Annotated in this window: 11 protein-coding genes and 1 pseudogene; 8 read left to right on the top strand and 4 right to left on the bottom strand. The window is 72.7% G+C overall.

From position 1 onward, the window contains the following. Positions 1 to 146: 146 nt before the first annotated feature. The 6 genes from ACFYR0_RS24705 (at position 147) to ACFYR0_RS24680 (ending at position 6,397) form a co-directional block, all read left to right on the top strand. Positions 147 to 983: a class I SAM-dependent methyltransferase gene (locus ACFYR0_RS24705; protein ID WP_389331969.1), complete on the top strand. Its 837-nt coding sequence runs from the start codon at positions 147 to 149 to the stop codon at positions 981 to 983. After that, complete coding sequence (locus ACFYR0_RS24700; protein ID WP_389331966.1) at positions 980 to 2,545, top strand: ABC transporter substrate-binding protein; 1,566 nt, start codon at positions 980 to 982, stop codon at positions 2,543 to 2,545. The genes ACFYR0_RS24705 and ACFYR0_RS24700 overlap by 4 nt, the downstream gene beginning before the upstream one ends. Further along, positions 2,542 to 3,513: an ABC transporter permease gene (locus ACFYR0_RS24695; RefSeq protein ID WP_389331963.1), complete on the top strand. Its 972-nt coding sequence runs from the start codon at positions 2,542 to 2,544 to the stop codon at positions 3,511 to 3,513. Before ACFYR0_RS24700 ends, ACFYR0_RS24695 begins: the two co-directional genes overlap by 4 nt. Further along, positions 3,510 to 4,325, top strand: coding sequence for an ABC transporter permease (locus ACFYR0_RS24690; RefSeq protein ID WP_389331960.1), 816 nt, complete (start codon positions 3,510 to 3,512; stop codon positions 4,323 to 4,325). The genes ACFYR0_RS24695 and ACFYR0_RS24690 overlap by 4 nt, the downstream gene beginning before the upstream one ends. After that, positions 4,322 to 5,731 carry an ABC transporter ATP-binding protein gene (locus tag ACFYR0_RS24685; protein ID WP_389331957.1) on the top strand — a complete coding sequence of 470 codons (1,410 nt, stop codon included), beginning with the start codon at positions 4,322 to 4,324 and terminating at the stop codon, positions 5,729 to 5,731. Before ACFYR0_RS24690 ends, ACFYR0_RS24685 begins: the two co-directional genes overlap by 4 nt. Positions 5,732 to 5,800: 69 nt before the next feature. After that, positions 5,801 to 6,397 (top strand): HD domain-containing protein, encoded by a 597-nt coding sequence (locus tag ACFYR0_RS24680; RefSeq protein ID WP_389331954.1) that lies wholly within the window; start codon positions 5,801 to 5,803, stop codon positions 6,395 to 6,397. Positions 6,398 to 6,470: 73 nt separating this feature from the next. On the opposite strand, the gene ACFYR0_RS24675 is transcribed toward ACFYR0_RS24680, so the two are convergent. After that, a complete protein-coding gene (locus ACFYR0_RS24675; RefSeq protein ID WP_389331951.1) occupies positions 6,471 to 8,891 on the bottom strand; it encodes an endonuclease/exonuclease/phosphatase family protein in 2,421 nt (806 codons plus the stop codon). A 310-nt stretch (positions 8,892 to 9,201) separates the two neighbouring features. Here ACFYR0_RS24675 and ACFYR0_RS24670 point away from each other — a divergent pair. Continuing rightward, positions 9,202 to 9,693, top strand: a pseudogene (locus ACFYR0_RS24670) (substrate-binding domain-containing protein); the annotation flags it as partial. A gap of 21 nt (positions 9,694 to 9,714) precedes the next feature. On the opposite strand, the gene ACFYR0_RS24665 reads toward ACFYR0_RS24670, so the two are convergent. Then, positions 9,715 to 9,849: a hypothetical protein gene (locus tag ACFYR0_RS24665; protein ID WP_389331948.1), complete on the bottom strand. Its 135-nt coding sequence runs from the start codon at positions 9,847 to 9,849 to the stop codon at positions 9,715 to 9,717. A 36-nt stretch (positions 9,850 to 9,885) separates the two neighbouring features. Next, entirely contained in the window at positions 9,886 to 10,854 is a 969-nt protein-coding gene (locus ACFYR0_RS24660) for a LysR family transcriptional regulator (RefSeq protein ID WP_389331945.1), read from the bottom strand. A 134-nt stretch (positions 10,855 to 10,988) separates the two neighbouring features. Here ACFYR0_RS24660 and ACFYR0_RS24655 point away from each other — a divergent pair, with 134 nt between their 5' ends. Then, on the top strand, positions 10,989 to 13,181 hold the full coding sequence (locus tag ACFYR0_RS24655; protein ID WP_389331943.1) for a M4 family metallopeptidase: 2,193 nt from the start codon (positions 10,989 to 10,991) through the stop codon (positions 13,179 to 13,181). Between the two features lie 127 nt (positions 13,182 to 13,308). Here the strand turns inward: ACFYR0_RS24655 and ACFYR0_RS24650 are convergent, their stop codons facing one another. Beyond that, positions 13,309 to 15,000 (bottom strand): hypothetical protein, encoded by a 1,692-nt coding sequence (locus ACFYR0_RS24650; protein ID WP_389331940.1) that lies wholly within the window; start codon positions 14,998 to 15,000, stop codon positions 13,309 to 13,311. Positions 15,001 to 15,028: the final 28 nt, after the last annotated feature.

Raw genomic sequence — 15,028 nt, 5'->3', positions numbered from 1 at the left:
ACCGGACCCGGACGCCGGGGACTTCCCAGGCGGAGAGGTCCCGCCACCGCGCCCGGATGCCCGGGACTCCCCACGTGGAGAGGCCCCGCCCCCACACCCGGCCGACCCGTCCACCACCCCCACCGTGACCCCCTGAGCGAGACCAGATGAACGACGGCAACCTCCTGACCGACCACCCCGAGCTCTACGAGCAGCGCTTCCCCGACCCGGACCACCTCGCCGCCCGCTGGGCCGAGGACACCCTGCGCCGCCACGGCGCGGGCCCGCGGGTCCTGGACATCGGCTGCGGCACCGGCCGGGACGCGGCCTGGCTGCACCGGCGCGGCGGACGCCGGGTCACCGGCATCGACACCGCCGAGACGATGCTCGCCCACGCCCGCCGGCGACACCCCGGCCCCGACTACCACCGTGCGGACATGCGCCACTTCGAACTCGGCCGGACCTTCGACGCCGTCCTGTGCCTGGACAGCGCGCTGCTGTACTGCCACACCAACGACGACCTGGCCGCCTGTCTCGCCGCGTGCCGCCGCCATCTCGCCCCCGGCGGACTGCTCGTCGCGGAGATGCGCAACGGCGCCTTCTTCCTCGGCCACACCGAACTCCTCGACGGGCCGCGCACCGCGTCCTTCGACCAGGACGGCACCACCCATACCTCCCGCACCGGCCTGTGGATCGACCACGGCGCCCAACTCCTGCGCCGCCGCCGCGTCTGGACCGCCGACGACGGCTCACCACCGCGGGAGCAGCACTCCGCCTGGCGGCTGCTGTTCCCCCAGGAACTGCGGTACTTCCTCACCCTCGCGGGCTTCGAGGTCCTCGCCCTGCACGACGGACCCGGCCCCCGCACCGAACCGCCCTGGCGCGAGGGCGACTTGCCGCACGGGACCGCGCGCTCCGACCGCCTGCACCTCGTCGCCCGGCTCCAGCTCCACGACCACCCCACGCCCGACTCCCGGCACAGCAACGGAGACACCACACAGTGACCAGCAACCGCCCCGGCCTCGACCGCCGAGGCTTCCTCCTCGCCACCACCACGGCCACCGCCCTCGCCCTCACCACCGGCTGCACCCGCACGGCCGGCGACAGCGGGAACACCACCGAGACGGGCACCCCCAGGCGCGGCGGCACCCTGCGGGCCGCCTTCGCGGGCGGCGGCGCGGGCGAGACCCTCGACCCGCACGCCGTCAACCTGTTCGTGGACGCCGCCCGCGCCAAGGCCCTCTACGACAAGCTCGCCGACTTCGGCACCGACCTCGCCCCCGTGCCGCGGCTCGCCGAGCACTGGGAGCCCAACCGGACCCTCGACACCTGGAAGGTCACCCTGCGCGAGGCCGCCTTCCACGACGGCCGACCCGTCACCGCCGAGGACGTCCTCCACAGCTACCGCCGTATCGCCGACCCCGACGCCGCCTTCCGTGCCAAGGCGTCCCTGGAACCCGTCGACCTCGCCGCCAGCCGCGCCCTGGGCGCGACCACCGTCGAGTTCCGGCTGAAGCGCCCGTACGCCGAATTCCCCAACGTGCTCGCGGCGTTCGGCGCGTACATCGTCCCCGAGGGCACGACCTCCTTCGAACGGCCCGTCGGCTCCGGCCCGTTCACCTTCGTCTCCTTCACCCCCGGCAGGTCCCTCGTCGTCGAGCGCAACGACGCCTACTGGGAGGGCGCGCCGCACCTCGACCGGGTGGAGTTCGTCGTCGCCACCGAGGAGTCGGCCCGCACCGGCGCCCTGCTCGGCGGGCAGGTCCAGTACGCCCACGAGCTCGACCCCGCCACCGCCCGCACCTACGAGGGCGGCGGGCGGATGAACGTCATCCGGCTCCCCGGCAGCGCCATGCAGGGCTTCGTGATGAAGACCGACCGGCCCCCGTTCGACGACAAGCGGGTCCGCCAGGCGTTCTTCCTCATCGCCGACCGCCAGGAACTCGTCGACGGCGCCCTCTCCGGCGCCGGTGTGATAGGCAACGACCTCTTCGGCAAGGGCTACCGCCACTACGCGTCCGGCCTGCCCCAGCGCACCCGCGACCTCGACCGCGCCCGGGCCCTGCTGAAGGCGGCGGGCGCCGAGAACCTCGAGGTCACCCTGGACACCGCCCCCGCCGCCACCGGCTTCGTCGAGGCGGCCGGGATCTTCAAGGAGCAGGCCGCCGAGGCCGGGGTCACCGTCGAGATCAGGGTCGGCGACAAGGACACCTACTGGAGCGACATCCTGAACGACGGCACGTTCGCCTCGTACCGGTCCGGGGCGATGCCCATCGAGGCCCACATATCGCAGCGCCTGCTCACCGGCTCCACCACCAACGCCACCCAATGGCGGCACCGGGACTTCGACGACCTCTACCGACAGGCCCAGTCCACCCCCGACGAGCAGGGACGGACCGCCCTCTACGAGCGGATGCAGCGCCGTCTGCACGACGAAGGCGGCTTCCTGATCTGGGGCTTCGCCGACTGGATCGTCGCCACCGCCCCCGCCGTCCGCGGCGTCTCGGCCGAGGCCCCCGCCAACACCCTCGACTGGGCCCGCTTCGACCGGGTCTGGTTCGCGTGACGGCTCTCGCGACGACTCGTGTGACCGGGCGCCTCTCCTGGACCGGCCGCCGCCTGCTCCTCGGGCTGGCGCAGACGGCGGCCGTCGTCGTGTTCGTCTTCGCCCTCACCGAGGCCCTGCCCGGGGACGCGGCGGTCGCCCTGGCCGGCGACCAGCCCGACCCCGAGCGCATCGCCCGCATCCGCGCGGCGCTGGACCTGGACCGGCCCGCCGCCGAACGCTTCCTGGACTGGGCCGCCGGACTCGTCCGCGGCGACCTCGGCACCTCCCTGGTCGGCGGGCGGCCCGTCGCCGGCCTGCTCGGCGACGGCCTCGGGCCCACGGCGCTGCTCGCCGGCGTCACCCTCGCCGTGCTGCTGCCGCTGTCGGCCGGCCTCGGCGTGCTGTGCGCCCGCCGCGAGGGTGGCCCGCTGGACCGTACCCTCAGCGCGCTGACCCTGGCCGTGCACTCCGTCCCCGAGTTCGCCCTCGGCGTGCTGCTGGCCGGCCTGTTCGGGCTGTGGCTGGGCTGGCTGCCGCCCACCGCCGTCGGCGCCGACCCCCTCACCGAGCCGGCCGTGCTGGTCCTGCCCGTCCTCGTCCTGGTCTCCCGGCCCGTGTGCACGATCAGCCGCCTGGTGCGCGCCGGGATGATCGACGCGATGGCCTCGCCGTACGTCGCCCAGGCCCTGCGCTACGGCATCGGCGGCGCCCGGGTCCGCTGGACGCACGCCCTGCCCAACGCCCTCGCACCGGCCGCCCAGCAGGTGGCCCGCACCTGCGACTGGCTGCTCGGCGGCGTGATCGTCGTCGAGGCCCTCTTCGTCGTCCCCGGGCTGGGCACCGTACTCGTCGACGCCGTCGCCGCCCGGGACCTGCCCGTCGTCCAGGGCATGGCCGTCGTCTTCGGCACGGTCACCGTCCTGGTCAACCTCGGGGCGGACGCCCTCACCCGCGTACTCGCCCCGCGCGCGGCGGCCGCCGCATGAGGCGCCACCAGTCCAGGTACGCGCTTGCCCTGGCGCTCTTGGCCGTGCCCCTGCTGCTGGCCGTCGCCGGGCCGCTGTTCGCCGGACCGGCCGGGCCGCGCGCGATCTCGTTCGCGACGGGTGACGGGCACTGGCTGGGCACCGACTTCAGCGGCCGGGACGTCTGGCGGCAGGTCCTGCTCGGCGGCCGCTCCGTCGTCCTCGTGGCGCTCGCGGCCACCGGTCTCGCCTATCTGGCCGCCGTGCCGCTCGGTCTGAGCGCAGCGCTCACCCGGCGCGCCTGGCTGGAGGAGGCCCTCATGCGGCCGCTCGACGTCGTGCTCGCCGTGCCCTCCCTCCTGCTGGTGCTGCTGGTGGCGGCGACCCTCACACCGGGCCCGGCCGGACTGGCGGTGCTGGTCGGAGCGGCGGCCGTGCCCGACGCCGCGCGCGTGGTGCACGCGGCGGCCACCGAGGTGGCCGCCCGGCCCGCGGTCGAGGCCCTGCGGATGCAGGGCGAGTCCTGGTGGCGTACCGCGGTCGGCTACGTGGCCCGCTCCCTGCGCCGTACGCTCGCCGCCGACGCGGGGATCCGGCTCACCGGTGCCCTGTATCTGGTGGCCACGGCCGCGTTCCTCGGGGTCGGCGTTGCGCCGGACGCCGCCGACTGGGCGGTGATGGTGGACCGCAACCGCACGGGCCTGTTCCTCCAGCCGTGGGCCGTCGTGGTGCCCGCCCTGCTCGTCGCGGCCCTGTCGATGGGCACCAACCTGCTCTTCGACGCCGCCCTGCACACCCCCGCCGAGGCCACGAGGAAAGGAGGCCGGGGATGAACCCGGTCGCGGAGGTCGAAGGACTGCGCGTGGAGGTGGCCGGCGGTGTGCTCGTCGACGGTGTGAGCCTCACCGCCCGCCCGGGCCGTGTCACGGCCCTCGTCGGGCCCTCGGGCAGCGGGAAGACCACCACCGGACGGGCCCTGCTCGGCGAGTTCCCGCCCGGCGCCCGGATCGAGGGCCGCATCCGCACCCCGGGACCCGGCGCCGTCGGCTACGTACCCCAGCACCCCGCCGCCGTCCTCAACCCCGCCCGCCGCGCCGGAACCCTGCTGAAGGACATCGCGGCCCGCCGAGGCGGAACGCGCCGCGAGACCCGGGAGGCCGTCGAACACGCCCTGCGCCTGGCCCAGCTGCCGTCCCCCGACCTGGTGCTGCGCCGCTACCCCCACCAGTTGTCGGGAGGCCAGCAGCAGCGGGTCGTCATCGCCCAGGCACTGCTCCTCGGCGCCAGGGTGATCGTCCTCGACGAACCCACCACGGGGCAGGACCCGGCCACTCGGGAGGGCGTGGTGGAGGCGCTGGCCGATGTCGCGCGGCAGGGCATCGCGCTGGTCCTCCTCAGCCACGACCTGGACGCCGTAAGGAAGTTGGCCCACGAGACGGTCGTGCTGCGAGCGGGCCGAACGGTGGAACGCGGACCCTCACCGGAGGCGCTGTCCGCCAGGCCGGGTCCCGCGCTCCCGCCACGACGAGGCACGACCACGGAACCGGCCGGCACACGGCTGACCGTCCGGGCGCTCACCGCCCGTCACCGCACCGCGTGCGGCCCCGTGCCGGTCCTGCACGACCTCACGCTGTCGGTCGCGCCGGGGGAGTGCCTGGCCGTCACCGGCCGCTCCGGCAGCGGCAAGACCACCCTCGGCCGCTGCCTGGCCGGGCTGCACTCCGTCTACGACGGTGCGGTCCTGCTCGACGGCGCCCCGCTGCCGCGCAGTCTCCGCACCCGAACCCGCGCCGAACTGGCCGCCGTGCAGTACGTGTTCCAGGACCCCAGGGCGGCCTTCGACGAGCACCGCCCAGTCCTGGACCAGGTGGCCCGGACCGCGGTCCGGCTGCGCGGCACCGACCGCACCACCGCCCACCGGACCGCCGCCCGGACCCTGGAACAGCTCGGCCTGACCACAGGCCTCACCCTCCGCCGCCCCACCACCCTGTCCGGCGGCGAGCTCCAACGGGCCGCCCTGGCCCGGGCCCTGCTCGCCGAACCAGCCGTCCTCGTCTGCGACGAGATCACCTCCGGCCTCGACCCCGCGACCCGCGACCTGATCCTCACCCATCTCTCCGCACTCCGTGAACGGACAGCGCTGAGCCTGGTGTTCATCACCCACGACCACGACGCCGCCACGGCTCTGGCCGACAGAACGGCGGTCCTCGACGGAGGCCGGGTGGTGACGTGCGGGTAGACGCCTGACCAGTGGCGCCGGGCGACCACGTCGACGTACGCCGACCTGCCCTCTTGCTACGCTCCGCGGATGACCCTTCCCAGCGTCGAGGACATCCGCGCGCTGCACGAGAAGTACGCGCCGACCCAGGAGGCGTTCGACGCCGTCCACACGCACTGCGAGATCGTCTGGAACGTCGCCCAGAGTCTCATCGACGCGGCCGGACTGACAGTGGACGCCGACCTGGTGAGAACCGGCTGTCTGCTGCACGACATCGGGGTCTATCACCTCTACGACGCCCAGGGGCACCTCGACTACAAGAGTTATGTGCGTCACGGGGTGCTCGGGCACGAGATGCTCGCCAAGGAGAACCTTCCCGAGCGCGTCCGCCGGTTCTGTTCCTGCCACACGGGTGTCGGGCTGACCCGGGAGGACATCGTCGCGCAGGACCTGCCCCTGCCCCGGCGCGACTTCCTCCCGGAGACGGCCGAGGAGCGGCTGGTCATGTACGCCGACAAGTTCCACAGCAAGACCAGCCCGCCGAGGTTCTGGACCGTGCCCTCCTACGCCCGCCACATCGGACGCTTCGGCAGCGCGAAGGCGGAGGCGTTCGAGGCGCTGCGCGCGGAGTTCGGTGAGCCGGACGTGTCGGCTCTGGCCGCCCGCTTCGGACACAGGTGGGAGTGAACTCCTCCCCGGGGGACGGGCGTCCCCCGCCCGGTGACGGAACCGGGCGGGGGACCTGGACGGACGCCTCGCGTCAGGGCTTGACGCGGACCACCTGCGGGTCGTGGTCGGACGCCTGGTCGGCGAACTCGCTGTTGATGTGCACCACGTCGTAGCGGACGTGCTGCGGCTTCAGCGCGGGGCTGACCAGGATGTGGTCCAGCACCTGGGAGTTGCCCTGGAAGACGTACGAGTACCGCTCCGACTCGGGCAGTTCGTTCACCAGGTCGCGCAGCACACCGTCCTGGGTGAGGGTCTGGAGCGCGGGGGAGAACTGGTAGTCGTTGAAGTCACCGAGCGAGACCACGCGGGCGTCCGGGTCGGCCGCGAGCAGCTTGGCGACGAACGCCTGCTCCACCGCGGCCTGCTTGAGGCGCTGAGTCTCGGAGCCGCGGGTGGGGGCTTGGAAGCGGCTGTCCAGGCCCTGGTCGCCGCCCTTGCTGTTGAAGTGGTTGGCGATGACGAAGACCGGCTTGTTGTGGAACCGGAACTGGCCGATCAGCGGCTTGCGGCTGGAGTTCCACGCCTCGTCGCCCGGGTCGATCCGGCCCGGCGAGGCGGTCAGCGAGGTGCGCTTTCCGGTGCCGGTCACGTCCACCGCCGTGGTGGCGTCGCCACCGGGTATGTCGGTGAAGGAGACCCGCTCCGGGTTGAACAGGAACACCTGGCGGATGTTGCCGCCGGGCTCGCCCCCGTCCTTGCCGTTCACCGGGTCGACGGAGCGCCAGTCGTACTCCGGGCCGCCGGCCGCCCTGATGGCCTCGACGAACTTGGTGACGGTGGCGTCGGCGGCGACCGTGCCGTCGTTGACCGGGCCGTTGTCGTCCTGGATCTCCTCCAGGGCCACGATGTCGGGCGAGCGCAGGTTGGTGACCACGCCGGCCGCCAGCGCGGCGAACTTCTCGTCGCTGTCGCCCGGGTCGAGGTTCTCGACGTTGTACGTGCCGATCGTGAGCTCGCTCGGCAGGGCGCGCTCGGTGACCTCCCGCTGAAGTCCGCCCGACTGCAGGGCGCCGAGCCGCGTGGCCGCCATCGTGTAGCCGCCGAACTGGGTGTAGTCCAGCGGGCCGCTGCTGGCGCCGGTGAGTTGGTCGCCGACGTCGGCGACCGGGAAGTCGGCGGCCGGGCCCAGCGTCTGGACCATGAGGCGGCCGGGGTTCGGACGGTCGTAGCCGAGGTAGACCACACCGCCGCGGGCCGAACGCGGGTCCTCCTCGCGGGCGTCCACCCACAGCTCGCGGTACTCGTTGGAGGCCTGCACCACCGGAACGTCACGGACCTCGACGTTCATGCCCTCAAGGGACTCGTACAGGTCGAGCGCGTAGGTGCCTGGCCGGAGCGGCAGGGCCTCGATCGAGCCGCCCGCCGCGTCCGGGGCGTACGCCGCCGGGACGGTGGAGCCGTCCAGCACGACCGGGGCGGGCACCTGGTTGTCCGAGGAGACGACGGTGACCTTGGGGTTGGTCAGCTCGGTGAGGGACTGCGAGCCGCCGGAGCTGTTCGGGTAGTACTCGCTCACCTTGGCCGTGACCAGCACGGCGTCACCGACCTTGACGGCGGGGTCGGCGCTGCCGGTGTAGACGAAGACGCCCTCGCTGGTGGCAGGGTCCGCGTCCGGGTTCGGGTCCTGGATCCAGAAGCCCTTGGAGCCGTGGGTGCGTACGGCGGTGACGACACCGGGGACGCCCGCGATGGTCTTGCCGGCCGCCGACGAGAGGCGGGTGGCGCCCTGGACGTCGTGGATGCGCAGCGTGCCGGGCTCGGTGGGGCCGTTGTCGGAGCCGCCCTCGGGGGCCTCGCCCGCGGCGTTGACCGGAGAGGGCGCGCCGGCCCTGAGGTCGGCGGCGTTGTCGTCGGTGTCGGCGAGGGAGGCGCCGCGGGCCACCGAGGCGGTGTTCGAGGCACCCGGAGCAGGCGCCGTGCCCTCACGGACCACGGCGGTGCCGAAGCCGACGAGGTCGACGATGCGCGGGTCGGCGGCGCAGTCCGCGGCGGTCTTGCAGGTCAGCGCGGCGGTGCCGTCGACCAGCGCGACGGTGCCGTTGGTGGCGGACAGGGCCAGGTTGCCGGTGGCGTCGGCGGTCGGCAGGTCGACGGTGCCGCCCGCGCCCGCCGCCTCGGCTATCAGATAGCGGCCGCCGGGCGCGACCGAGCCGCTCAGCGCGGTGACGCCCCAGCGGCTGCCGGCGCTGGGGCTGCCCGGCAGGTACTGCACGCTGTAGCCGGTCAGGCCGAAGGCCGCCGCGGAGGGGTTGCCGAGCTCGATGAAGTCGTTCTTCAGCGTGGCGCCGGAGTTACCGCCACCGCCGTACACCTCGGCGATGACCGCGCCGGTGGACGGGACGGCGACCGCGCCGGGCAGCGGGACGAGCACCAGGGACGCGGTGACCGCGGCCGGCAGGGTGGCGCGCAGCAGCGTGCGGCGGGAATGGCGGGAGACGATGGGGCTGGGCACCGTTGCGGAGCTCCTTCTGGGAAGAACAGAGCCCGGCAGCCGCGCCGGCGCCGGGTCGTGAGGGTTCGTCAGGTCAGGTTCGACGGAGGAGGCCGGTGGCGTGACACGCGGATCCAGACGTGAAGATACGCGCGTAGAAGATGACGTAACAAGGGCCTGGACGTGAACTCCTCGCAACCGCGACGGGCTGCCGCGCCGACGTTCCCGCAGGTCCCTTCGACGCGTCCCGCAGCCCTCGCCGCGCGGTCACACCGCCGTCGCCGCCGGCCCGACGGCGACGACCGCGGCCAGCGGCAGCGTGATGTGACGCGTCCGCGAGACCGGCCTGACCGATCCCACCTGCGGTCTGCATGCCGGACGTGTGGATGTGGCCCTGACCCGCGGGCCGTTCGACGAGACCGGCCTCACCGTGCACGAACTGCGGGCGGACCCGGTGGGCGCCCTGCTGCGCTCCGACGATCCACTGGCCGGCAGCGGCAGCCTGAAGCCGGCCGATCTCGCCGACCGCCGCTGGTTCCTGTTCCCCCCGGGCACGGACCCCGCCTGGCAGTCCTACTGGAGCGGTGGTGAACCTCGCGAGGGACCGACGGTGCGAACGGTCCAGGAGTGCCGCCAGGCCGTCCTGTGGAACGGCACGGTCGGCCTGACCCTCCTCGACCACGAGCCCGCGGAAGGGCTCACCGTGGTGCCGCTGACCGGCATGCCGCCGAGCCGTGCGGTGGTGGCCGTGCGCGAAGGCGACATCTCGCTTCCGCTGATCCGCTCGTTCGTCCGGACCGCGATCGCCCTGTATCGGCAGTGAGCACGCGGGAGTTCGGTACGGCTACCCGTCCGCGACCGGGCGCAGGGCGCGGCGGCGGCCGGTGACCTTCGAGGCCGGGAGGCGTCCTGCCCTGGGGGTTCCCGTCAGGGTGCCGTCGGGGGCGACCGTCACCGCGAAGGCCGGGTTCAGACGCATGGGCTTGGTGATCCGCTGCTTCCGGGTGAGCCAGCCCTACTCCGAGTCCTCCAGCGCCGGGTGCAGTTCGGGCCGGGCGTCCCACCACTCACGGTGGAACGCGTTGTCGTCCACGTTCGCGAGATAGGCGCGGGCGGCCGCGCGGTAGAGCAGGTCCGCCTGCCGGGTGGAGACCGCCGCGCGGTTCCAGGCGATCCGGATACGGCCGGTGACGGGGTCGCCGAGCAAGGGGCGCAGCACGGTTCCCTCGGTGACCGGCGCGGTCGGCTGGCTCAGTGAGATGGCCCGGCCGGCGGCGATCAGGCCCCACTGCATCTTCCGGTCCGTCACCCGGTGGCGCATCAGCGGCGTGAAACCCGCCTTCGCGCAGGCCGCCACCAGTGCCTCGGGCCCGCCGTCGTCGTCCTCCACCAGCATCATCCAGGATTCGTCGGCCAGTTCGGCGAGCGCGATCCGCTTCCGGTCGGCCAGCGGGTGCGCGGCCGAGAGCCGTACGCAGAAGGGCTCTTTAGGTATCAGGGTGCGCGCCGTGGTGCCCCGCGGCAACGGCACCTCGTAGTCGTTGACCTCGCCGTACAGCACGGCGTCGTAGCGTCCCGCGCCCAGTTGGCGGGTGAGCGCGGTCGCCGAGTGCTCGACGGTCACCGTGATCTCGTGACGGGCCATCGCCTGCTCCAGTTCGCCGAGCAGCCGGTCGACGAGGACGAGCAGGATGCAGCCCAGGCGCAGGGACGGGTGCGGGACGATGGCGCGGGCTCCGGCGGCCAGGACGTCCATCTCGCCGAGCACCAGACGGGCCTTGCGCAGGACGAACTCCCCGAGCGGGGTGGGTTCCACGCCGTGCCGGCCGCGCAGGAACAGCTCACCGCCGGCCACCCGTTCGATGCGCCGCAACTGGGCCGAGAGCGCGGGCTGGGAGACCCCGAGCCGCCTCGCGGCACGGCTCAGACTGCCCGCCTCGGCGATCCGGCACACCGCTTCGAGGTGCCTCAACTCCAGCTTCATTGGCGCAGAGTACGCACCCCGCGGCCGCCGCACCATAACTCCCGTCCTATGCAACATGGCATGTCCCTAACTAGCCATGTCCACGCCCATACTCGCCGCAACGATCCGCCTCCCCATCCTGAACGGAGCAGACGTTGCACCCCACCAGATTCACCGCCGCCGTGACGGCCCTGGCCCTCTCGGCCGGCCTCGCGGCCGCACTCGCCGGGCCCGCGGGCGCGGCCCAGCAGGACCGGCCCGTGCCGCCACCCGGCGACGGCAGGTCCCGCGCCCTCGCCGCCGCGGACAGCGCCGCCACCAGCGGCCTGGACGAACTGCGGCACGGCGCCGACGAGGATCTCGTCCGCACGTCCGTCACCCCCTGGTCGAACGGTCTGTACTTCTCCGCGTACGAGCGCACGTACAAGGGCCTCCCGGTCGCAGGCGGCGGCGACGCCGTCGTGCTCAGCGACTCCACGGGCAAGGTCCGCGAGGTCACCGGTGCCCCCGCCCCGGCCCTGCGGCTCTCCACCACGGCCGAGGTCGACGCACGGGCCGCACTCGCCACCGCACGGGCGCAGCTCAAGTCCGTGGAGTCCGCCGGCGCCCCCGAGCTGACCGTTTTGCTCAAGGCGGGCAAGCCGGTCCTGGCCTGGCACACCCTGGTCGTCGGACGCACGGCGAAGAACAAGCCCAGTTCGCTCGACACCTTCGTCGACGCCCGCACCGGCCGCGTCACCCAGGCGACCGAGAAGGTCCAGCACGCGGACGGCCGCGGCTACCACAACGGCACCGTCACCATCGACACCGCCGCCAGTTCGATGACCGACCCCAACCGCTCCGGCTTCCGGTGCGGCGGCCAGAACGGCAGCGCCTACACCGGGTCCTCCCCGTGGGGCAACGGCGGCGCCAACGACCTAGTGACCGCCTGCGTCGACATCATGTACGCCGCGCAGCGCGAGTCCGACATGCTCAAGTCGTGGTTCGGCTACAACGGCATCAACGGCCAGGGCGGCATGGTCCCGGCCCGTGCCGGACTCACCGAGGTCAACGCCTACTACGACGGCACGAAGACCACGTACGGCCGCAACCAGAACGGCACCAACCAGCTCACCGGCATCGACGTCGTGGCCCACGAGTACGGCCACGAGATCTTCGACCGGACTCCGGGCAGCACCGGCTCGTCCAACGAGAACGGCGGCCTGAACGAGTCCACCGGCGACATCTTCGGCGCGCTCACCGAGCACTACGCCAACAACCCGAACGACACCCCCGACTACACGGTCGGCGAGAAGCTGAACTTCCTCGGCGACAACAGGCCCATCCGGTACATGTACAACCCGTCGCTGCGCAACAACGACCCCAACTGCTACACCCAGTTGACCTCCAACACCGAGGTGCACGCGGCGGCGGGTCCGCAGAACCACTGGTTCTACCTGCTCGCCGAGGGCTCCAGCCCGGGCGGCGGCAAGCCCACCAGCCCGATATGTTCCGGCGGCCCGTCCTCCGTGACCGGCATCGGCATCCAGAAGGCCGGCAAGATCTTCATGGGCGCCCTGCTGATGAAGACCTCCTCCTGGAACCACCTGGCCGCCCGCCGGGCCACCCTGACCAGCGCCAAGAACACCTACGGCAGCGCCGAGTGCAACGCGGTCAAGACGGCCTGGAACGCCATCGGCGTCCCCGCGCAGTCCGGTGAGACCGACTGCGGAGGCACCACCACCCCGGACTTCTCGCTCGCCCTGAACCCGTCCTCGGGTTCGGCCCAGCCGGGTTCCTCCGCCACCGCGACCGTGAACACCAGCACCACCGGCGGCAGTTCACAGACCGTCCAGCTCTCCGCGAGCGGCGCTCCCAGCGGTGTCACCGTGTCCTTCAGCCCGTCCTCGGTCACCTCGGGCAACTCCTCCACGATGACCGTCCAGGTCGCGTCGGGCACCGCCGACGGCACGTACCCGATCACCGTCACCGGCACCGGCTCCACCACGCACACCGTCACCTACCAGCTGACGGTCGGGACCACCACGCCGCCCACGGGATGCCAGAACGCCGAGAACACCTACCAGGGCACACTGACCTCCGGTGCGACGGCCGTCCAGCCGAACGGGTCCTACTACTACTCGGCGACCTCCGGAACCCACGCGGGCTGCCTGCGCGGACCGGCTGGCACCGACTTCGACCTGTACCTCCAGAAGTGGAACGGATCGAGCTGGGCCTCGGTCGCCGTGGACGGTGACGCCACCTCCGAGGAGGACATCACCTACACGGGCAGCGCGGGCTACTACCGCTACGTCGTCCACGCCTACAGCGGATCCGGCGCCTACACGCTGGGCGTGAGCGCCCCCTGACGGGTCCTGATCGCCCCGGTACAGGGACCTGACCCCTGTACCGGGGGCCGGGTGCCGTGCGCGGATCAGGGGAGCCGCCACGCGCCCGGGGGCCGGGCCGCCGAACCTCACCGGCGGCCCGGCCCCCTCACACGTTCTCGGCCACGTCCCGCCGCCGAAGCGCCTCGCGTTCGGCGTCCGGGATCGTCATCGACTCGGCCAGTACGGCGGCGAGCGCGCTCACCTCGGTGGTGCCGACGTCCGCGGGGAACAGCCACCGGACGTTCTCGTCCCGGGTGATGAGGTCGACCGCCGGGCGCGCGGCCTTGTCCTGCGCGGTCGTCACCCGGACGTAGCGCACCTGGTCGACCGGGATGTCCAGGCGGATCTCGCCCTGTTCGAGGAACGCGTTCGCCCTGGCCGTGATGACACGGCGGTCGGTGACGGCGACGAGTGTCCTCGCCGTCGCCCTGTCCCGCGCCGCCGCCAGCTTCTCCTTCGCTCCGCTGAGGATCGCGGACAGGGGAGCGAGAGCGTCGAGCTGATCGGGGAAGCCGAGGACACGTACGGTCTCACCGTCCTCCAGGAACCATCGCAGGATGCGAAGGTACGGCTCGACCTCCAGCGACCCGGGTGCGCAGACGACGCCCGGAGCCTCCAGCTCGGGGACCGGCGGACGGAGCGCGTCGGCGAGCGGCGCGATCGCCTCCAGCAGCCGGGCGGAGGTCTGGCGGGCCGCGATCGACTCCCTCCGCTTTCCCGGCAGAGGCAGCGTGTCGCGTCCGGGGAGCTCGGCGACGATGCGCAACTCCCGTGTCAGCGCGCCGACGAGGCTCGTCGTCTCGGCGAGGGCGGCTACGAACTCCGCGCGGGTGTCGCGCGCGATGACTTCGGCGTACTGCGCCTCGGCGGCGTCTTCGCGTCCCGCGGCTCTCGCCCTGGCGGCGCGGAGCGCGTGATATCCGGTCCATGCCTTGAGCGCGGACAGCAGCGCGTTGGCGTCGAAGAGGACCGCCTCGGCGTTCGTCTGCAGATACTCACGCACGCTGCGTGCGTCGGGTCGACCGATCTGCGCGACGTGGCCGTCGACATTCCCTCGGTAGAGCTCGAGCTGCTTCTGCAGCAGCGCCCCACTGCCCGCGACGTCCTCCCACAAGGACGTCGGGACTGATTCGATCTCCCGGGCTTGGTCCACCGCGCGATCGATCGCAGCGACGAGCCCCGTCAGTTCGGCCCACTGATCCTTGCGGATGGTGGTGAGGAGCTGACTTGTCACCGCGAGGTTGGTCCTGACGAGGCCCGAGACCTCACTCAGCATCATCTGAAGGGCGACCATGGCCAGCGCCGGCCCGATCGAGGCCGCGGCCTGCGCCTTGCTCACCGTGTTCACGGGGTAGAAGCGGGCCGCATGCACGAAGCGGCCGGGGACCATCACCGTTCCGAGGTGCCCGCCGTCCTTGACGGCCAGCGTCGCACCGCTCCTCAGCAGGGCCTGTGCCGTGTCGCCGATCCTGTAGAGCCCCTGCACGCCGGCGAACGCGTTTCCGAGGTTGCCGGCCACGGTCGCCGCGTTCCCGATCGAGGCGAGGATCGCCGAGATCTGCTTGCGGTCGGCATCCGGCACGATCCCGAAGTCGACGAGATCGGGCTTCAGCTCCGGCGGGACCTCACCGGCGACGAGAGCCACCCCTGGCAGCACCTCCACCAGGACCGTCGACGCCGTCGTGGGATCGAGGTCCGGGTCGGACGTCGAATCGCCCGCGACAGGTGAGTCGGCGATACCGCCCCGGCCGTTCTCCTCAGGCTCGCCCGTCTCCGTCGAGTCCGAAGGGTCCTGCATGCGATCTCCTCCCCACGGGGCGCACGAC

The organism is Streptomyces sp. NPDC005017, assembly GCF_042873115.1.
Lineage (GTDB): Bacteria > Actinomycetota > Actinomycetes > Streptomycetales > Streptomycetaceae > Streptomyces.
The sequence above is the reverse complement of the archived record's forward strand: the minus strand, read 5'-3'. Positions and strand labels throughout refer to the sequence as shown.

Coding starts and splice junctions, on each gene's coding strand:
- ACFYR0_RS24690 (WP_389331960.1), top strand. CDS start 3,510: ATGAGGCGCCACCAGTCCAGGTACGCGCTTGCCCTGGCGCTCTTGGCC.
- ACFYR0_RS24660 (WP_389331945.1), bottom strand. CDS start 10,854: ATGAAGCTGGAGTTGAGGCACCTCGAAGCGGTGTGCCGGATCGCCGAG.
- ACFYR0_RS24680 (WP_389331954.1), top strand. CDS start 5,801: ATGACCCTTCCCAGCGTCGAGGACATCCGCGCGCTGCACGAGAAGTAC.
- ACFYR0_RS24665 (WP_389331948.1), bottom strand. CDS start 9,849: ATGCGTCTGAACCCGGCCTTCGCGGTGACGGTCGCCCCCGACGGCACC.
- ACFYR0_RS24685 (WP_389331957.1), top strand. CDS start 4,322: ATGAACCCGGTCGCGGAGGTCGAAGGACTGCGCGTGGAGGTGGCCGGC.
- ACFYR0_RS24650 (WP_389331940.1), bottom strand. CDS start 15,000: ATGCAGGACCCTTCGGACTCGACGGAGACGGGCGAGCCTGAGGAGAAC.
- ACFYR0_RS24705 (WP_389331969.1), top strand. CDS start 147: ATGAACGACGGCAACCTCCTGACCGACCACCCCGAGCTCTACGAGCAG.